Below are 20,656 nucleotides of genomic sequence, written 5' to 3'. Positions count from 1 at the left end.
TGAAACCGTTTTGTGTTTGAAAAGCCAAAACTTCATGTGAGGTGGCTAAACATAGCTGCAACTTTTATAGAGTTTTGTAGTATTTTTTTTCGAAATGTCGTTATCACTCGATATTGCGTTGACTGAGATGCGACGAGGGCCGATACTCTCAGTGGTTTTATTTAAGCACATCGGTTCTCAAAGACTGGGCCAAAAGCTTGGTTCTTCACAACTAACATTTAACACAAGGGGCTATATATGGCTGGTGGAAAGTCAAAAATCATTTACACACTGACTGATGAGGCGCCACTACTGGCGACCTACTCTCTACTGCCGATCATTGAGACCTTTACCAAGCCAGCTGGCATTGAGATCGTTAAAAGTGACATCTCTGTAGCCGCGCGCGTGCTCGCAGAATTTTCGGACTACCTACGCGACGAGCAGAAAGTGACCAATAACCTTGCGGAGCTTGGACGTCTCACGCAGGATCCAGATACGAACATCATCAAACTTCCAAATATCAGTGCTTCGGTTGCTCAGTTGGTGGCATGCATCAAGGAACTTCAGTCAAAAGGTTATGCGATTCCTGATTATCCAGAGAATCCAGTGACTGAGGAAGAAAAGGCAATTAAAGACCGCTATGGTAAATGTCTCGGTTCAGCCGTAAACCCAGTGTTGCGTGAAGGGAACTCTGACCGCCGTGCGCCTGCTGCGGTAAAGAACTATGCCAGAAAGCATCCGCATTCAATGAGCGAATGGAAACAGTGGTCACAAACCCACGTTTCACACATGGAAGAGGGTGACTTCTATCATGGTGAAAAGTCGATGACACTGGACCATGCACGTAACGTGAAAATGGAATTGATCACCAAAACGGGTGAAACCATTGTCTTGAAGCCAAAAGTGGCGTTGCAGGATGGCGAAATCATCGACTCAATGTTCATGAGCAAAAAAGCGCTGTGTGAATTCTATGAGAAGCAACTGGAAGACTGCCGTGAAGCAGGCATCCTGTTCTCACTGCACGTCAAAGCGACCATGATGAAAGTGTCGCATCCCATCGTGTTTGGTCACTGTGTCAAGATCTACTATAAAGATGCATTTGAAAAACATGGCAAGTTATTTGACAAGTTGGGTATTAACGTCAATAACGGTATGGCAGGCCTGTATGAAAAGATCGCTACCTTGCCAACCTCGCTTCGTGAAGAAATAATTGAAGATTTACACGCCTGTCAGGAGCATCGTCCGCGCTTGGCAATGGTTGACTCCGCCAAAGGCATTGATAACTTCCACTCTCCGAATGACGTGATTGTCGATGCATCCATGCCTGCAATGATTCGCGGTGGTGGTAAAATGTGGGGTGCTGATGGCAAGCCTTACGACTGTAAAGCGGTGATGCCAGAATCAACTTTCGCACGTATCTATCAGGAAATGATCAATTTCTGTAAGTGGAATGGCAACTTTGACCCGAAAACCATGGGGACTGTGCCAAATGTGGGCTTGATGGCACAAAAAGCGGAAGAATACGGTTCACACGACAAGACTTTCGAGATTCCAGAAGCGGGCATTGCCAACATCACTGACCTTGATACAGGTGAAGTGTTAATGACCCAGAATGTTGAGCAGGGTGATATCTGGCGTATGTGTCAGGTGAAAGATGCGCCGATTCGTGACTGGGTAAAACTTGCGGTGACACGTGCGCGTAGCTCTGGCATGCCAGCGATTTTCTGGCTTGACCCATACCGTCCGCACGAAAATGAACTGATCAAGAAAGTCGAAAAATACCTGAAAGAGCATGATACCGATGGTCTGGATATCCAGATTATGTCTCAGGTGCGTGCAATGCGTTATACGCTTGAGCGTGTGGCGCGTGGTTTAGACACGATTTCCGTGACGGGTAACATCCTGCGTGACTACCTGACTGACTTGTTCCCAATTATGGAACTGGGTACTTCTGCGAAGATGTTGTCTATCGTTCCTTTAATGGCTGGCGGCGGTATGTACGAAACAGGTGCGGGTGGTTCAGCACCAAAACACGTTCAGCAGTTGGTGGAAGAAAACCATTTACGCTGGGATTCACTGGGCGAGTTCCTTGCGCTGGCCGTTTCTCTGGAAGAGCTTGGGATTAAAGAAGATAATGCGCGTGCAAAATTGCTTGCCAAGACTTTAGATCAGGCAACAGGCAAGTTACTGGATAATGACAAGTCTCCATCACGTCGTACTGGTGAGCTGGACAACCGTGGTAGCCACTTCTATTTGGCGTGGTACTGGGCTGAGGCGCTTGCTGCACAGGATGAAGATGCTGAGTTAAAGGCGCAGTTCACCCCACTGGCGAAAACACTGGCTGAGAATGAACAGAAGATTGTGGCTGAATTCTCTCAAGTACAGGGCAAAGCGGCTGACATTGGTGGCTACTACGCTGCTGATCCAGCAAAAGTGAATGCCGTGATGCGTCCAAGTGAAACATTCAATGCAGCGCTTGCAACTGTTTAGAAATATCAACCGACCCTACTTTGAGTTGGTATTGATAAAAAGCTAGTACCTCGGTACTAGCTTTTTTTATGGGGCTTTGAAGTGGGCTTTATGACTAACCTAAGAAATATTAAATCTTAACGGCCATTACGGTTACGGCCACGAGGCGCTTTGGTACTTGGACGTGTTGTACCATTGGTCTTACGACGTGGTTTCTCACTTTCATCCATTTGCCAGATGCGTTTACTCCCAGACTTTTTCTTGTCACCGTCTTTTTTATCACCCTCTTTCTTTTTATGCTGCATTGGCTTGCCACCCGTACCGCCAGGTTTTTTGACATAGGAACGAGAACGGTAGGGCTGATCTTCAGGCAGGTCTTTAAAATCTGGATAAAGCAGCGGTTCAATATCGGTTTGTTCGCCTGGTTGCAAACCCAGACGCACTAAATCAATGGCGCCAATCTTGGTACGAATGAGCCGTAAAGTTGGAAAGCCAACCGCCGCCGTCATACGGCGTACCTGACGGTTACGCCCTTCACAAATTTGTAACTCAATCCAGCTGGTCGGGATATTGGCACGGTAGCGTACAGGTGGATCACGATCCCATAACCATTCTGGTTGATCCACTTTAATGGCCTTGGCGGGCAAGGTCATGCCATCTGCCAGTTCTACACCTTTACGCAGCTGTTCAAGCGCTTCCTCAGTGACATCACCATCCACCTGAGCCAGATAAGTCTTGTATTTCTTGTTCGCTGGATTGGTAATGTACTGGTTTAAACCGCCATGATCTGTCAGGAACATCAGTCCTTCAGAATCAAGGTCAAGGCGGCCTGCAAGACGCAAATCAGGATCGTGGATAAAATGGGAAAGCGTGAGATGGGCTTCATCTTCACGGAACTGTGACAGCACGTCAAAAGGTTTGTTAAATACGACAATTTTCATATAAAAATACTACTTTAAGAGTATGGGGTATTTGGTAAATGTATATTTTTATTTTATTGAGAAATGTTATTATTTCTCATATAAATCTAAAAAGATACAAGATTGAACTACACTGAATCAGCAAGTAAAAAAATCAAAGTATGCCATAAAAAACAAGGGATACATTAATTGCCAGCTACATGAGGGAGAACCTGTACAATGGGTTATCAGAAGATCGTGGTTCCTGCCGATGGTGACAAAATCACAGTGAATGCAGACCTGTCACTGAATGTTCCAAATCATCCTATCATTCCTTTCATTGAAGGTGATGGTATTGGTGTGGATATTACACCAGCAATGAAAGCAGTTGTAGATGCTGCTGTTCAAAAAGCTTACGGTGGTAAACGTTCGATCGAATGGATGGAAGTTTATTGCGGCGAAAAAGCCGACAGGATTTATGGCACTTATATGCCAGAAGAAACTTTTGAAGCTTTGCGTGAGTTTATTGTTTCAATTAAAGGTCCCTTAACCACACCAGTTGGTGGTGGTATCCGTTCCCTGAATGTCGCGCTGCGTCAGGAATTGGACCTATATGTATGTGTGCGTCCAGTGCGCTGGTTTGAGGGTGTACCATCACCTGTGCAACATCCTGAGTTGACGGATATGGTGATTTTCCGTGAGAACTCGGAAGACATCTATGCTGGGATTGAGTGGAAAGCCGATTCTCCAGAAGCAAAGAAAGTCATTAAGTTCCTGAAAGAAGAAATGGGTGTCACCAAAATCCGTTTCTCTGAGGGCTGTGGTATCGGGATCAAGCCTGTATCCAAAGAAGGTACCCAGCGTTTGGTACGAAAGGCCATTCAATTCGCGATTGATAATGACAAACCCTCTGTGACACTGGTTCACAAAGGCAACATCATGAAATACACCGAAGGGGCGTTCAAGGAGTGGGGTTATGAGCTTGCAGTGGAGCGTTTTGGCGGTCAGCTGATTGATGGTGGGCCGTGGGTAAAAATCAAGAATCCGAAAACGGGTAAGGACATCGTGATCAAGGATGTGATTGCCGATGCATTCCTGCAACAAATCCTGATGCGCCCAGCAGACTACTCTGTCATTGCCACATTGAACCTCAATGGTGATTATATTTCCGATGCGCTTGCGGCAGAGGTCGGTGGTATTGGGATTGCGCCAGGTGCAAACATTGGTGGGGCAATTGCGGTATATGAAGCCACTCACGGTACAGCACCGAAATATGCGGGACAGGATAAGGTCAACCCAGGTTCAATCATCCTTTCTGCTGAAATGATGTTGCGTGACATGGGCTGGACAGAGGCCGCCGACCTGATCATCAAGGGTGTGTCAGGGGCGATTGAGGCGAAAACTGTCACTTATGACTTTGAGCGTTTAATGCCAGGTGCGACCTTGTTGCGTTGTTCTGAATTTGGTCAGGCAATCATTGAGCATATGGGCGAGTAAGTTTTTATTTGTCCTATTAAGAGTGGTTTTGGCCACTCTTTTTTGTTTATGGTTTTATCAAACCATTAAGCTTTCATTTTCTGTTAAAGGTTCAGAGCTGGTTGTGTATCGTAAATTTAAAAAAATCTGTATCTATCATTTATCCACCATGTGTTCAAAATAAATTAAAAATCTTGAGAGTGTTGTGCAATGAAAATGTATCAGGTAGATGCCTTTACCAAACAACTATTTAAGGGCAATCCTGCGGCGGTGATTGTGACCGAGCAATGGCTGGATGACATCCTGATGCAGAATATTGCGCTGGAAAACAAGTTGGTATTGGCGAAGACCCTGTAACGGCTTCAATCCATACCGCAATTGCAGCGCTTTGGGCGGAAAAACTGGATAAAAAACGGCTGATCGCTTATCAGGCCTCCACTCGAGGTGGGATTCTGGAATGTGTTATTGAGTCTGAACAGCGTATTGAAATCTCAGGCTATGCGAAACTGTACATGCAGGCCGAACTGATGATCTAATTTGTAACTAAATCTCTATAAAAACAAAGAAAAAGGCTGTTTAAATCAGCAGCTTTTTTCAAAACATTACTATTAAAAATGCGAATCGTTCTCTACTATAGCTTATTGTTTTTATTTAATTCACCCAAAATACTTGGATAATCTATGTTAATGCGGTTTAAGCAGCTTACCCTTTCTCTTTGTTTAATCGGGTTAAGTGCAACTTCCTGGTCTCAGACAGTACTGGTCAAAACTGAAAAAAATATTGAAGAATATGAATTAGATAATGGTTTCAGAGTTATTCTTGCACCAAACGATAAAGAAAATAAGGTGTATGTCAACACAATCTACCTGACAGGTTCACTGAATGATCCAAAAGGCAAGGGTGGTCTGGCTCATTTACTGGAACATCTGGCCTTTAAAGGCACACAAAATGTCAAGGGAGAGGAGTTTCAGCGCCGTTTAGATCAATATACCCTGATGACCAATGCCAGTACTGACTATTACTCTACCAAGTATCTGAATATTGTCCGTCCAGAAAAAACCGCCTTAAATGAAATTCTGTACCTCGAATCTGAGCGTATGGACAAGCTGGTGTTGCAGGAGAAATTTGTACCGTCTGAAATCGAGATTGTAAAACGTGAACGTGAAATCCGTATGGATCAGCCTTTTGCGGTTTTGATGGATCAGATGCTTAAAGCAGCATACGGTAATCAATATTTGGGACGGTTGCCAATTGGGGATTTGCCCGAGTTAAAGTCCATCAACATGAACGAACTCAATCAGTTCTATAAAACATGGTATGCACCAAATAATGCGATTATGGTTATTTCGGGTAAATTTGATAAAACTGAGGTGCTGAATAAAATTGATCAATATTTTAGCCCTATTCCAGCACGGGTTGTGCCTGCCCCTGTAAAAGTTCCTGTACTGGATTCCAGAAAAATTCAGCCACGACAATTTACCGTGCAAAAGGGCAGTGACTTGGCCAAGTTCCATGTCTATATGAATGGGCAGAATGCACAGCTACAGTCTGCCTTGTCGATAGCACCAGCACTCTATACCATGCAGCCAAGTGGAACCCTGTATAAGAGTATGGTGGAAACAGGTATTAGCACCGCTGTACAGTCGACAACATGGCTGGATCAGGATTTTAATCTGGTATTTATGGGAGCGATTTATGCACCGAATCATGATGCCAAAAAAGTCGATCAAGCCTTAACGACAGGCGTGGAAAATAGCCAGCCATTTACCGATGCAGAGTTACAACGGGTCAAGAACATGACCAAAAATGCCGCTGATACCATTGCTAAAGATGCTGTAGCTTTAGGTTCACGTCTGAGTGATTATGCTGTGGCTTCACATGGACAGTGGGACCAGTATTTTAAAGACCTACAGGCCATTCAAGACTTAAAGTTGAATGATGCCAACCAGATCTTGAAGCAGTTTTTGGTTTCATCACACCGTATTTCTGGAGATATTTTGCCAACGCCTGAAGACCAGAAAAAGGCCATGACGCAAAATACTCAGGAAAAACCTAAAACGCTGGACCAGAGCGCTGAGAAAGCTGAGCCATTAAAAGATGCCAGTGTGTATAAACAAGAAGTTAGCCAATTTGTCACCCAGTCTGCCCAGCAGTTGCAAAAGAATGAGCAAAAGATTCAACGGGGTGAATTGAAAAACGGTATTCGCTATGCATTGTTTCCAGCGTCAACTCGCGATGACAAAACCTATGCCACCATCAGTCTGGACTTTGGTGATGAAAAAACCTTATTTGGCAAGGGTGTGACTTTAGACCTGACTAGCTACCTGATGTTACGTGGTTCAGAAAAGCATAGCTTGCAGGAAATTACCGATAGGGCAATTGCGGCAAGTGGTGGAGCTTCTGTCATATCAAATGGTAATGGTTTGACCATTAACATCAATGCCAAAAAAGACCAGTTTGAAGATTTCCTCAACTTTATTATTGAGGTGGTTAAGCAACCTAAATTTGCCCAGTCCGAATTTGACTTGGCGAAAAACCAAAGCTTGTCGGTGTTGGATCGCCCGTATACCGAGCCTGCCACTGTCGCATCCATGACCTTGGCAAGATTGCTGGAAACCTACCAGCCAGGAGATATGCGTTATCACTTTGAGCCTGATCTGGTCAAGAAACAGTTAAATGATGTGACTCAAGCGCAAATTAGACAATTCTATAACCAATTCTTCGTGACCAACCATGCCCAAATTGCAGTAACAGGGGATTTTGATCCGAAAAAAATGCAGCAAACGCTGCAAAAAGCGTTTGGTTCATGGAAAACCAAACAGCCTTATCAAAAGATCACTTCACCTTATGTCGCTTTTAAAGCGCAGAAAGTACATGTCCTGTCAGAACAGCGTGAGTTTGGAAGTTACCAAAGTGTTCTTACCATGCCTGTCGGTGCTTACCATCCAGATGCGCCAGCATTGATTATTCTCAGTCATATTATGGGCAATTCACAGCTTTCCTCGCGTTTGGCGCAGGAGTTACGTGAAAAGAATGCGCTGGTCTATGGTTTTGGCAGTGATCTTGACTTGGACTCAGATACAGAAAGTGGCTCAATCAGTATTACAGCGAACTATACCGCTGGACGTTCTGATCAGGTATCCCAATCTGTGCATAAGGTTTTGACAGACTTGTTGAATAAAGGTGTGACTGAACAGGAACTGGAAGCAGCCAAAGCCGATATTATGAAAAAACGTGTCACTTCCTTGGAAGATGAACGCAAGATTCATGGCATGTTAACCGCACAGTTGGAACGCAATAAAACCCTGCTTGATCGTGAAAAGCGTGATCAAGAGATTGCCAAACTCAGTAAGGCTGATGTAGATGCCGTGATTAAGAAATATATCAAGCTAGATCAGTTTGTTGAGGTGATGGCTGATCAGTATGGTCAGGCTCAAGCCACGAAATAAATGATCAAAATAATAAAGCCACTAAATCGGTGGCTTTATTATTTACGGAGTGACCATTAATGGTCGTGATCATGTTTATGCGTATGAAAATCTTCATTTTTGCGAAAGCGTAAATAGTTTTCAAACTGTTCACAATATTCGTCAAAGTTGTCTTCAAGCATCATCTGGAACTGTTGCAGTAAATAAGACATCACTTGTTCTTTGGCATCACGCATTTCATTGCCATCTTTAAAATTATTGGCTGCTACCCATGTGTTAAAACGGGCTGTACCAAATAACATGGCTGCACTGACTTGTCCCCGTAATTCAGCGGGATCAGTTTTTTGCCCTTTTGGAGGGCGGCAAAATTCATTGGCCTGTTTGATAAACTCATCGGCACGCTCAAAAAATACCGCATTTAAAGCTTCTTCTTCCGTCACATCGGTAGCGTTAATTTTTTGAGACATGATCATTTCCAGCGACAAATTAAGACACACTATTATAGACAAAGCCTTGCTGAAACTAAACCTTTGCCTTAATCTAAAATAGCCTAAGCAAGTTGGAATAACCAAAATGTCAGATGCAATTGCGATCCAAAGCTTAAAAACCGATATTGCTTTACTACGCCAACACATCCATCCACCGCAACATTTACAGCATGTGGAGGGTTTGCCGATTTATTATGCGCTGAAACATGAAGTGGATGAATATTATCGACAATGGCAGCCTTTGATTGAGAGGGCACAACAGCTTTGCCAGCCTTTTATGGAAGATAAGGTAGTGGATGCGATTCATTTACCCAGTCATTTAAATTTGCCGTTATTTTTCTTTCATGTTGATCGTATCCGAATCAATAAAACCCGCGCTAAAGAATCTAAAACTTTTCGGGGTGTGGCGGCACTGGTGGAAAAATGTGGGCAGTTTGATACCGACCAGATTTTTGCTATGCAGGAATGGCTGGAAAGTGATGATACGGCTGCTTTGGTGGCACATCGGGAGTTTATTGATTTACGGACTTATGTGTTCCAGCATGGGCAAAGTGAATATACCCGAACCCGTTTTTATATGAATGGCATGATTCTAAGTGTTGAGCCGCATTTTGAATTGGTGGATGCACGGGATAAACCCCGTAAACAGCGTAATGATAGCTATAGTGATCCGATTGCGGATAATGGGACGTGGAAAATTTTTGGGAAATATCGGTAAATATTACTAAACTTTATATCTGAGTTCGATAAGAAATATGATCTGCTCATTAATAAATGAAATTGTATTTTCGTTCAGGTTGGCACTACCGCAAAAATTATGAGGAATCAAATGCTTCTTGTATAGGTAATGCCTTACTTTTGACTGGGCAAAAGTAACAAAACCCTTTTGTTGAGCTGATGGCACATCCTTGATACCACAGCCAAACAGGCGGCATCCATGCCGCCCATCACGATAGTAAATGCTGGTTTTACTTTGTTGTACTTGCTGCTTGGATTAGCCATATAAAAGAAAAAATTACGCCCAAAAAATATCTTTATGAGAAAGCACCTGTAGCTTTTTATTTGCTTTTTTTGTCACATGCGGCTGCTGTGCTTTGACCCAACCTAAAGCAAATAAAAATTCTGGCTTTTCAGAAACTTGTTGCTGGAAAATCTGCTCAGCCACGAACAGGTCATTATAAAAACCTAAATATTCCTGAATCGGTTGCAGTTTATCCAGAAACTGCTGTACCTGCTTTTTAGGATAAAGCCCAGCAGTAAAGTCAATGCAGTAACGCAGTTGCTTGACTCGCTTACGGGTACGATGTTGCTGCTCTATAGAAAGTTCAGGAAATTGGGAAGCATCTTTTAAAATCTTGTGATAGAGCTTGCTTAAGCTTTTAGCGACCTGTTTGAACAATTTGGCCTTTGCTTCATTTTCACTGTGAATAAAGCTAAGGAGAGATAAAAATAATTGTGTGGTCTGAGTATTGCTTAAACGTGTAGCAATTTCAGGATCGCTACTGGAGCTTAATGCAAAATCAAAATCACAGACTTCCTTGATCAATGGAATGACGGAATCCTGAATGGCATCATGATCGCGTGATTGTCCCAATGCCCTAAAAATATCGGCCAACTCACTTTCCCAAGCAGGATTGATGTGTTCTGACCAATTGGAAAAATGTTTTAATGCTGAACGTAAACGGCGTAAACCCACCCGTGCCTGATGAATATGATCTGCCTCAGCCACGCCACCAGCAATGGCAGCCGCATTGGGTAGAATATGGTTTAGACTATTTTCAATCACCAATTTCAGTGCCTGTTCAGCCGATAGATTCGGATCTAATTTAAGTGATTTTGCTTTGGCGGCAGGAGATGATTTTTTCTCCATAGCCAATAAATTGCCACGTTCTGCCTTGCTACGCACATCCAGCCAGAGTTGATATTTATCTACCCAGGTTTGAGCGAATTCAATTAAATCCTGAGCTGAACCTTGCTTGAGCTCAAACTCAACTTCACAGATTTTCGCCTGATCTTTGCCTGTACGAATTTCTCCATCATCCAGACAAACTTCAATCTGTGAATTGTTAAACTCAAATACGTGATAAGTACGCTGCACATTGGTTTGAAACTGCAATTGTAAATCGGCAGGTTCATTACCTAATATGTTACGTAACACATTTTGAACGGTTTGATTATGTTGATAATGTGATAAATCCAGTTCAGGTTCCTGTTCACATTTGCCTAATACAATATCTTCTTCAATGCGTTGTAAATGATTTTTACTGGCTGCCTTAAAGGTTTGTACCCAGCCATCTTCCTCCTGACGCAAGCGAATCGCCACATAATTTTTGGCAAGTAGACGATCAGGCGTATCGTAATATTTGGCCTGTAAATGAATTTTTTGTGCTTTGTGTTTATTTAAGGTCTGTAAAACACTTTTTTTCTTGGATTCAGGGAGTTGAAATTTAAGCTCGATTTCCATAACGTAATGGCTCCTGACCATTTAAAATAACCAATTGAAATGAGTATAACCTGTTGATCCCAAAAATGACTGTTAAAGTTTTTTGAAGCTTGGATATGTTGTGACACTATAATTTTATTTTGTTCAAGAAATGCAGTAACGTATGATGAGTTTTTGTACGATTAGGACGATCATAAAATGAATGCACCAGCAAATATCTCTCAGCCAGTGGAATTTTCATTGCCGATTAAAAATTATAATGAATTTTATCGCTTTTATCCGAATAGCCGTAAAACCTCGGGGTTTAGCCCGAGGATATAAGGCTGCAATCCGCTAGTCCCCCTTGTGGGGATTAGCTAGGATTGCTAAAAACATTTGAATCTAGTAATCCATGTGCTATGATAATTACGTTGTATATTTTTAGTCAGCAGACTGATACAACACGAAAAAAACAGTTTTCCCCATTGTAATCCGTGCACTCTTTGCAATCCGAAAGGTAGGACTACATTGGAATAAGAAGCAGAGAACTATAGTATCTGTTTCGTGGCAGGACATTGCCATCTAGCAGTAGGAATCCCCGTCCTTTAGGTCGGGGAGGATGTCAATTAACTGAACACCGCAATATCAATAGTCGCCGTTTACATGCGGTTGGTAGTTCTCTTGGTATTTATTTTTGGGCGAAAGCCATCCGCCAACGTAAGGCAAAATACTTGGCGTATGGCTTATTGTCTGGCTATGCCTGTGCGTGGGTGGGGCACTTCTTTCATGAACATAATAAGCCAGCAAGTTTTAAACAACCGCTTTATAGCTTTATCTCTGACTGGAGAATGTTGTCTGATATCGTACGTGGTCGCTTGAGTTTAATTGATCGTAAATTTGATAAAATTGATTCCTAATTTAAAAAATCCCTTAAACGACATTCGATGTCGTAAAGTCGCTTTAAGCGGCTTTTTTATTGTATTGATATCCGTTAGGCTTGGAAAAAATCAAGGTAAAATAGAAGTATGGAACAACTCAACCCATCAGACTTAAAAGCAATTCTTCATTCTAAACGGGCCAATCTGTACTACCTTGAACATTGTCGAGTGATGCAGAAAGATGGTCGAGTTTTATACCTGACCGAAGCCAAAAATGAAAACCAGTACTGGAATATCCCGATTGCCAATACCACTGTAATTTTACTCGGCACAGGAACATCCATCACCCAAGCTGCAATGCGAATGCTGTGTAGTGCAGGTGTGTTGGTTGGTTTTTGTGGCGGTGGAGGGACACCGCTATTTTCAGGCAGTGAAGTGGAATGGCTAACGCCACAAAGTGAATATCGCCCAACGGAGTACATGCAGGGGTGGATGAGTTTCTGGTTTGATGATGTCAAACGTTTAGAGGTGGCGAAAGCCTTTCAAATTGCTCGTATTGAATTTATCCGTAAAATCTGGGCAAAAGATAAAGATTTAAAAGATGAAGGTTTTTATCTGGATGATGCGGATATTAGCCAAGCTTTAATCGGTTTTGAAAATAAAATTCCACATCAAACCAAAGTTGGTGATTTGTTACTTGCCGAAGCCATGACTACGAAACAGCTTTATAAAATTGCAGCGACTCGTTGCAAACTCAGTTTTGAGCGTAATCCTGAACAAGGGGATTTAGCCAATGACTTTCTTAATCATGGCAATTATCTAGCTTATGGACTCAGCGCAACCACGCTTTGGGTGTTAGGTATTTCACATAGTTTTGCAGTGATGCATGGGAAAACCCGACGGGGTGCATTGGTGTTTGATGTGGCAGATTTGATTAAAGATGCGGTGGTGTTGCCGTGGGCTTTTATTTGTGCCAAAGAGGGGATGACTGAGCAGGAGTTCCGCCAACAGCTATTGCAAAAATTCACAGAATATCGTTGTCTGGATTGGATGTTTGAGCAGGTGAAATTGCAAGCTTGCAAAAACTTTACTACAGGGGCGAGTGAATTATGATTGTCACCTTTATTTCTCAATGCGAAAAGAAAGCAATCCCTCGAACTCGTCGCGTGTTAGATGCCTTTGCAGATCGGATTGGTGATAACACTTGGCAAACGGTGATTACGGAAGATGGGTTGTTAGCGGTTAAAAAGCTACTTAGAAAAACAGTCACAAAAAATACAGCGGTTTCTTGCCATTGGATACGTGGACGCCGTAGAAGTGAGTTGATGTGGATTGTGGGAAACCGAAATAAGTTTAATAGTGAAGGCATTGTGCCTGTAAATACCACCAAAAAAAGTTTAGCTCAAAATAAATGGGAAAATGACTGGCATTATTTGCCTTTAATTAAGGCACTTGTGGCGGTATCTGCTTTACTGCATGATTGGGGCAAAGCAACAGTTCTTTTCCAAGAAAAATTAAAACCTCAAAGTAATAATAGCAAGAAAGGCGATCCGTTACGGCATGAGTGGATTTCCTGTCTTTTGCTCAATGCGTTGGTGCAATCATCAGGTGATATTGATTCTGATGAAGCATGGCTGAATTTATTAATAGCGCAGAAATGGGATGAAGAATTATTAAAACAAACGATTATTAAAAATTCAGACCAATCTAAAGTCTTGGATCAATTACCACCTTTGGCGCAATTGGTGGCTTGGTTGATCGTCTCACACCATCGTTTACCTGCTTTAAAGGATGAACAACGACGTAGAGATTATGCTGATACAAAAAAAGAAACACTGACAAGTTTGTTTAAAAGTATAAAAGTAGACTGGGGCTATCAAAATAAATTTGATGAACAGGATTATCAGCAACGTCTTAAACTTTGTTTTGAATTTGAACAAGGTTTATTAAACCAATCTGTTGAGTGGACAAAACAAATCAAAAAATGGTCAGCTCGATTATTGCAAGAATCACATACAACCGAACAAATCTTTGCAGATGGGAGTTGGCGAGTCATTTTACATCATGCTCGATTATGTTTGATGTTGGGCGATCATTACTATTCATCTTGTGAAGCAGATAAAACATGGAAAACCCGCTTATCCTTGAGAGCAAATACTGATCCAAAAACCAAACAATTGAAGCAATTTTTAGATGAGCATCTGGTGCGAGTCAGTGATAATGCAATGCGAGTGGCGCAGTCATTGAGTCGTTTAGCCGATGAGATGGAACCTGCTTATGATGTTCAAAAATTAAAAAAGAAAAGTCCTCAAGGTTTTGAATGGCAAGATCAGGCAGTAAAAGGCATTCAGCAATTTATTCAAAAAAATGAAGCTGCTGAAAAACAGGGCTGGTTTATTGTCAATATGGCAAGCACAGGTAAAGGAAAAACGATTGCCAATGCCAAGATTATGCAAGCTTTATCTAAAGATGCGCAGTCATTACGTTATATTTTGGCATTGGGTTTAAGAACCTTAACATTACAAACAGGCGATTCTTATCGTCATGATATTGGTTTAAGTAATGATGAGCTTGCTGTTTTAATTGGTTCAAAAGCAGTTCAGGAACTCCATCATCACAATACAAAAAAACCTCAGCAGGATGAATCTCATCTGATAGAGGAAATTGGCTCGGAGTCATTGGAGGAATTGTTAGATAATGAGCTAGATTATGATGCCATGCCACAAGCTGATTTTATGAATGCATTATTTCCTCAAAATCAGGCTGAACGTAATAAAGCATTTTTATATAAACCTGTATTAGCATGTACCATTGACCATTTGATGGCTGCGACTGAAACTAAACGTGGCGGAAAATATATTTTACCGAGTTTAAGGCTTTCATCTTCTGATTTGGTGATTGATGAGGTTGACGATTTTAATGGTCAGGATTTAATTGCCATTGCTCGCCTTGTCCATTTAACAGGAATGTTGGGTCGCAAGGTAATGATTTCATCTGCAACCATTCCACCTGCATTGGCTGAGGGATTTTTTAATGCTTATCAACAAGGTTGGGTGTTGTACTGTGCGTTTAAGAAATTAAAGCAGACCAATACTGTTGCCATGTGGGTGGATGAGTTTAAAACTCAAATTCAAGCTATTGATCTGGACAATCAAAAAGAGGCAATCCAACATTATAAAAATGCCCATGATAAGTTTGTTGATTTGCGCTCAGATGCTTTGAGCAAACAAGTGATTAAACATAAAGCTTATATTGTGGATTGTGCTGATCTTGTGGCTGAAAAGGAAATACAACGCCTAGAACAAAGTTTACAAGCTCAATATTTTGAAAGAATTAAACAGAATATTGAACGTTTACATCACGATCATCACAGTATAGATGCGAAAACAGGGAAAAAAGTCTCTTTTGGTGTGGTACGTGTGGCGAATATTCCACCTTGTGTTGCTTTAACTCAATACCTGCTCAATGCTGAATGGTCACAGGAGATTGCACCTCGTGTCATGGCGTATCATAGTCGGCAAGTCTTAGTGTTGCGAAGTGAGCAGGAAAAACATTTAGATCATGTTTTAAAACGTAAGGAAAAACTAGGAGAACAAGCGGCTGCATTTTCAGATGAGGTGATTCGTCAGCATTTAGATGTGACAGATTACGATAATGTAATTTTTATTCTAGTTGCAACGCCAGTTGAAGAAGTGGGGCGAGATCATGATTTTGACTGGGCAGTTGTTGAACCATCATCTTATCGCTCAATTATTCAGTTGTCTGGACGAGTTTTACGTCATCGAAAATTGGAACAAGACATTCAAAAGCCAAATATTGCTTTAATGCAATATAATTTAAAAGGATTACGCAAAGCTAAAGTTGCCTTTGAAAAGCCTGGTTTTGAAATAAATAATGATAAGTTTAAATTACAGAACAAAAATTTAAATGAGTTATTAGATATTTCAGGAACTGAATTTAGTATTAATGCCAGTCCAAGAATTAAAGCCAATCAACCCTTACAGGCGATAAAGAAATTGGCGGATTTAGAGCATGCAGTCATGGCAGATGCCTTAACTTCATATAATAAGGTTGGGGCAAAACCATTGAATTCATGGCTAACTCAAAAATGGTTTTTAACCGCTCTGCCACAGCAATTTAATCCATTTAGACAAAGCTCTCCTAATATTCAGCTTTTTGCACTATGGAAAGATCGTAAGCTTGTATTTTGTGAAAAAGATGATTTGGGGCGGTATATTGATCGGAATGGCTTCTATAACATTCATCCTTTTCAATTGAATGAATTAGAACAACAGCGATTATGGTTAAATCGAAACTATTACGACATTTTGTGTCGTTTCGTACTTGATAAATGTGTTGAAAATGAGGATATTGAGGAAGAAGTAGAAAAGTTATCCAAGCGTTATGGGGAAATTATGTTGCCTGAATATGATGAAAATAAAAAACTCATGTATTCAGAACAATTTGGACTTGTAGTTTTAGATCAATAATAAAGAGGAGAGAACATGACGGAAAGCATTCAGAATTTCTTAAATGAACGTAAAGAACTTTGGTTAAAGGATCGTTTAAAAAAAGCAGAAAATGACAGTGTAATTTCAGAATTACAAGGTCAAGCGGATGATAAATTTAGTTTGAAAGAATGGTTGCCTGATGCCGCAAAGAGGGTTACACAGCTTTCTATGGTGAGTCATCCAAGTAAATTTAGTCATCCTAGTGCAAAAACATCAAGTGTGATTGCTCAAGCAAAACAGATTAATGATGGTTATTTACGCAGTGGAAATGTCAGCTATCCATTAGATGTGTTTGGTAATGCTGCTGCGATGGATGTTTTTAAATTTTTATCCTTACCACTCACTGAAAAACTGACAGTATTAGATGGTTTTGAACGGCAAGAAGAGAGTTTAAAAACATTACTTGTTGGCGCTGATTTAGACTTTGAGACATTAGGTACAGAATTTCTAAAAATAAAAGCGACAGATACTTCGGTAAAAACTGATCATTTAGTGAAGCAGGTTTATTTCCCGATTGAGCAGGCTGAATATCATTTATTGTCTGTTTTAACGCCATCAGGTTTAATCACTCGATTAAAACAATCAATTGATACAATACGTTTTTCTGAAGAAACTAAACAGGCTAAAGAGTTACGCAGGAAAAATGAGCATCATGAAATAGGTTATGCTGATATTTTTGATCTCACCATAACAGCTTATGGTGGAACACAGCCACAAAACGTCAGTGTTTTAAATAGTCAGAATGCAGGGCGAGCATATCTATTATCAAGCTGTCCACCTATGTTAGAAAAAAGAGCAATTCGTTTACCTAAAACAGACTTCTTTGCACAATGTTTATATCGAAAAAATTATCAGGAAAGTTTTATTCAGCTTCATAAATTTATGCAGCTTGATTTAAATAATGATGACATTCGTACAGCAATACGAAATATTATTCAGTTTGTCATTGATCAAATATTAGTACTGGCATCTAAGACTCGAGAATATTCTGTTGAGGGGTGGTCAAATCAGGACTATTACGCAAGTTTGCCAAAATTACAGCGTATTTGGTTGGATAAAATTTATCAAACAGAACGAGACGAAGATGATGATTGGCGTAATGACTTAAGCAAGGAAATTGCACGTTGGATATTGCGAAGCTATGAAAAAGTGATTAGTGATGCTTATAAATTAGGAACTGGCGAGATACTGGATGTTAAACAACGTGTAGAAAAATCATTACAACAAGCAAAGGAGTTTTTTTAATGCGCCAGTTTTTATTGATACCTCATTTAAAACTCCATAATGCCAATGCAATGAGTAGTCCATATACCATTGGCTTTCCTGCAATGACCGCTTGGCTAGGTGCAGTTCATGCTTTACAACGCAAGTTACAAAGCAAAGGCTGTGAGGTATCTTTGACTAAAGTCGGGGTGAGTTGTCATGAATTTAATTTGCAAACTTATAAAGGGCAAGGAGATTTCGTTCATTCAATTATTGGCACAGCCAATCCTTTGGACAAAGGTGGAAGTCGACCTGCTTTTATTGAAGAAGCACGTTGCCATTTGGAAGTCTCCTTATTAATTGAATGTCAAAATATAGACCCTGATGAGAAAGAACAGTTTTTAGAAGATGCTCAACAGCTTATTTGTAGTATGAAGTTCGCAAGTGGGGATGTTCTAGCTGTTAAAAAATGTCAAATACTACAATTTGATGAAGATGCAGATCAGGATCGGGAGTTAAAGCCGATTTTAAATAAACTGATGCTTGGACATGTATTGGTTGAACGCCGTGATCTAGTCATAGAAAGTATGAAACAAGGTAAAGATGCTTTGGATGCTGTTTTAGACTATTTAAAAGTTACACATAGTTCTAGCGTAGATGAAAATGGCAAAGTGATATGGACTTCCAAGCGTAACGCACAGGGTTGGTTAGTACCGATTGCAGTCGGTTTTCAGGGTATTTCAGAGTTAGGTATTGCTAAAAACCAACGTGATGCCGATACACCACACCGTTTTGCGGAAGCTGTTTTGACGCTGGGGGAATTTATAATGCCTTATCGTATTGAAAGTATTGATCAACTACTATGGCAATATCATGTTGATTTAGAAAATAATTTATATCTTTGCCAAAACTCAACAACAATCTGATTTAAAAACTGAAAAAAGGAAAAGCTCATGGCTAAAAATGAAAAAGCAGTTGCAAGTGTACTCGCATTTGAAAAGAAACTTGTTCCATCCGATGGATATTTTTATGGTACGAGTTGGGAAAATCGTAATGAGCAAACGCCATTAAAACTCATTCAGAAATCAGTACGAGGAACAATTTCAAACCGTTTAAAACCTGTGGTTGCAGGTGATCCAATGAAACTGAATGCAGAAGTTGAAAAAGCGAATTTACAAACTGTAGATGCTTGTGCATTAGGTGAAAATCAAGACACTTTAAAGGTTGGATTCACTCTAAAAGTATTGGGTGGGGTTGAAAACCCATCTGCTTGTAATAATGAAACGTTCTTAAAATCATATAATGATGTCGCTAAAAATTATATTGCGACGTATGGCTTTACTGAACTTGCAAAACGCTATGCACTGAATATCGCCAATGCTCGTTTTTTATGGCGCAACCGCGTAGGTGCTGAAAAAGTAGAAGTAGTTGTGACTGTGAATGATCAACCAACAGTGACATTTAATGCTTTGGAATATCCACTTCATAACTTCGATCAAGTAGACGAGAAAGTACAAGCCTTAGCGAATCAAATTGCAAGTGCCTTAAGAGGGGAAGTCCCATATTTACTGATTAAAGTTGAAGCTTATGCTTTGGTGGGTAAAGGTCAAGAAGTCTATCCAAGTGAAGAACTTGTATTAGATAAAGGTAAAGGTGAAAAAAGTAAAATCCTTTACCATGTAAATGATGTTGCAGCCATGCATTCACAAAAGTTAGGTAATGCTTTGCGTACCATAGATACTTGGTATCCTGAATTTGATGAGAAAAAAACAGCGATTGCGATTGAGCCATACGGTGCAGTGACCAATCTTGGCAAAGCGTATCGTACCCCGAAAGATAAAAAAGACTTTTTTACTTTATTTGATAAATATGCATTAGGCGAATCACTTGAGAATCCTGAGCAAGAGCATTACGTCATGGCTGTTTTGGTGCGTGGTGGTGTCTTTGGTCAAAGTAGCAAGGATTAACTATGCTCTATTATTTAGAAATTACTTTATTGGAGCAGGAGGAAATTCCTCTGCATCTAATTTGGTCAAAAGTATATACCCAATTACATATTGCTTTTGCTGAACAAGCCGATGAACAGGGCAAGATTGTTTATGGTATTTCTTTCCCTAAGTATCGTTTAATTCAGCAGAAAAAATTGGGTTATTTAGGCGATAAAATTCGTATTTTTGCGGATTCAGTCGAAACATTGGAACAACTAAACTTAAACCATTGGCTAGAAAGACTGCAAGATTATGTGCATGTCTTATCTGCTCGTGAAGTTCCAGAAGATAAGATCAATGGCTATGCAACTTACTTTAAAGCCAATCCAAAATTAACGATTGAACAGCGTATTTTGCATCAAGCAAAACGCCGTGGAATTTCAATTGAAGAGGCAAAGGAACACTTTGAAGCATTGGAACTGACGGAGACTTTTGAACCTTATATTAATATGAAAAGCCAAACCAACGATATGAACTTCCGTTTGATTATTGGGAAAAAACGTGTTGATGAAGCATGTATTGGAAAATTTGGAAGCTATGGATTAAGTCGTACATCTACAGTACCAGAGTTTTAACCCAATATTTTTTAGACTCTTTAACAGCTTAATAAAATCAATAAGTTACAACAAGCCATTTTTTGATTGGGTAAATTTATAAAATACATGATAAATGCTTGTTGTAACTTATATTTTTGCTTTATTATAACTGTTCATGGCGACATACGCCATTTAGAAATGAGTCATCATAAACAGGAATTTCAGATTCTCGTTCATGGCGACATACGCCATTTAGAAATTGGAACGTTCTTCATTGTATTTAACTAAACGGTTCATGGCGACATACGCCATTTAGAAATACACAAAGATCATACTATGATAATCTCGGTAGTTCATGGCGACATACGCCATTTAGAAA

The 20,656-nt window shown here is 40.5% G+C and carries 14 protein-coding genes and 2 pseudogenes; 13 read left to right on the top strand and 3 right to left on the bottom strand.

Annotated elements, in window-relative coordinates; genetic code table 11:
* Positions 1-237 precede the first annotated feature (237 nt).
* Positions 238-2,469 (top strand): NADP-dependent isocitrate dehydrogenase, encoded by a 2,232-nt coding sequence (locus tag F972_RS03200; protein WP_004763936.1) that lies wholly within the window; start codon positions 238-240, stop codon positions 2,467-2,469.
* 116 nt (positions 2,470-2,585) lie between these two features.
* Here the strand turns inward: F972_RS03200 and F972_RS03195 are convergent, their stop codons facing one another.
* On the bottom strand, positions 2,586-3,389 hold the full coding sequence (locus F972_RS03195; protein ID WP_004681379.1) for an rRNA large subunit pseudouridine synthase E: 804 nt from the start codon (positions 3,387-3,389) through the stop codon (positions 2,586-2,588).
* Between the two features lie 198 nt (positions 3,390-3,587).
* Here F972_RS03195 and icd point away from each other — a divergent pair, with 198 nt between their 5' ends.
* The 4 genes and pseudogenes from icd (at position 3,588) to F972_RS03180 (ending at position 8,272) form a co-directional block, all read left to right on the top strand.
* Complete coding sequence (icd, locus tag F972_RS03190; RefSeq protein WP_004674738.1) at positions 3,588-4,844, top strand: NADP-dependent isocitrate dehydrogenase; 1,257 nt, start codon at positions 3,588-3,590, stop codon at positions 4,842-4,844.
* A 189-nt stretch (positions 4,845-5,033) separates the two neighbouring features.
* Positions 5,034-5,180 carry a PhzF family phenazine biosynthesis protein gene (locus F972_RS16195; RefSeq protein ID WP_004681377.1) on the top strand — a complete coding sequence of 49 codons (147 nt, stop codon included), beginning with the start codon at positions 5,034-5,036 and terminating at the stop codon, positions 5,178-5,180.
* Positions 5,156-5,359, top strand: a pseudogene (locus tag F972_RS16190) (PhzF family phenazine biosynthesis protein); the annotation flags it as partial. The gene F972_RS16195 and the pseudogene F972_RS16190, both read left to right, overlap by 25 nt.
* 144 nt (positions 5,360-5,503) lie before the next feature.
* Positions 5,504-8,272, top strand: coding sequence for a M16 family metallopeptidase (locus F972_RS03180; protein WP_004763935.1), 2,769 nt, complete (start codon positions 5,504-5,506; stop codon positions 8,270-8,272).
* 56 nt (positions 8,273-8,328) lie between these two features.
* Here the strand turns inward: F972_RS03180 and F972_RS03175 are convergent, their stop codons facing one another.
* On the bottom strand, positions 8,329-8,718 hold the full coding sequence (locus F972_RS03175; protein ID WP_004681374.1) for a DUF3144 domain-containing protein: 390 nt from the start codon (positions 8,716-8,718) through the stop codon (positions 8,329-8,331).
* Positions 8,719-8,824: 106 nt separating this feature from the next.
* Between F972_RS03175 and F972_RS03170 the strand changes: the two genes are divergently transcribed.
* Positions 8,825-9,457: a hypothetical protein gene (locus F972_RS03170; RefSeq protein WP_004681373.1), complete on the top strand. Its 633-nt coding sequence runs from the start codon at positions 8,825-8,827 to the stop codon at positions 9,455-9,457.
* 297 nt (positions 9,458-9,754) lie between these two features.
* On the opposite strand, the gene F972_RS03165 is transcribed toward F972_RS03170, so the two are convergent.
* A complete protein-coding gene (locus F972_RS03165; protein WP_004681372.1) occupies positions 9,755-11,203 on the bottom strand; it encodes a CYTH and CHAD domain-containing protein in 1,449 nt (482 codons plus the stop codon).
* 584 nt (positions 11,204-11,787) lie between these two features.
* On the opposite strand from F972_RS03165, the pseudogene F972_RS03160 reads away from it, so the two are divergent.
* The 7 genes and pseudogenes from F972_RS03160 to cas6f form a co-directional block, all read left to right on the top strand.
* Positions 11,788-12,078 (top strand): annotated as a pseudogene (locus tag F972_RS03160) (Mpo1-like protein); the annotation flags it as partial.
* A gap of 108 nt (positions 12,079-12,186) precedes the next feature.
* Positions 12,187-13,152: a type I-F CRISPR-associated endonuclease Cas1f gene (cas1f, locus tag F972_RS03155; protein WP_004681369.1), complete on the top strand. Its 966-nt coding sequence runs from the start codon at positions 12,187-12,189 to the stop codon at positions 13,150-13,152.
* Positions 13,149-16,529, top strand: coding sequence for a type I-F CRISPR-associated helicase Cas3f (cas3f, locus tag F972_RS03150; protein ID WP_004681367.1), 3,381 nt, complete (start codon positions 13,149-13,151; stop codon positions 16,527-16,529). Before cas1f ends, cas3f begins: the two co-directional genes overlap by 4 nt.
* Positions 16,530-16,544: 15 nt before the next feature.
* Complete coding sequence (gene csy1 / locus F972_RS03145) at positions 16,545-17,795, top strand: type I-F CRISPR-associated protein Csy1 (protein WP_004681365.1); 1,251 nt, start codon at positions 16,545-16,547, stop codon at positions 17,793-17,795.
* Complete coding sequence (csy2, locus tag F972_RS03140) at positions 17,795-18,679, top strand: type I-F CRISPR-associated protein Csy2 (protein ID WP_004681363.1); 885 nt, start codon at positions 17,795-17,797, stop codon at positions 18,677-18,679. Before csy1 ends, csy2 begins: the two co-directional genes overlap by 1 nt.
* 27 nt (positions 18,680-18,706) lie before the next feature.
* Positions 18,707-19,720 (top strand): type I-F CRISPR-associated protein Csy3, encoded by a 1,014-nt coding sequence (csy3, locus tag F972_RS03135; RefSeq protein WP_004681362.1) that lies wholly within the window; start codon positions 18,707-18,709, stop codon positions 19,718-19,720.
* 2 nt (positions 19,721-19,722) lie between these two features.
* Positions 19,723-20,316 (top strand): type I-F CRISPR-associated endoribonuclease Cas6/Csy4, encoded by a 594-nt coding sequence (cas6f, locus tag F972_RS03130; protein WP_004681361.1) that lies wholly within the window; start codon positions 19,723-19,725, stop codon positions 20,314-20,316.
* Positions 20,317-20,656 lie beyond the last annotated feature (340 nt).

This window comes from Acinetobacter sp. CIP 102529 (genome assembly GCF_000368325.1).
Classification (GTDB): domain Bacteria; phylum Pseudomonadota; class Gammaproteobacteria; order Pseudomonadales; family Moraxellaceae; genus Acinetobacter; species Acinetobacter parvus.
This window is presented reverse-complemented; position numbering and strand designations above follow the sequence as displayed.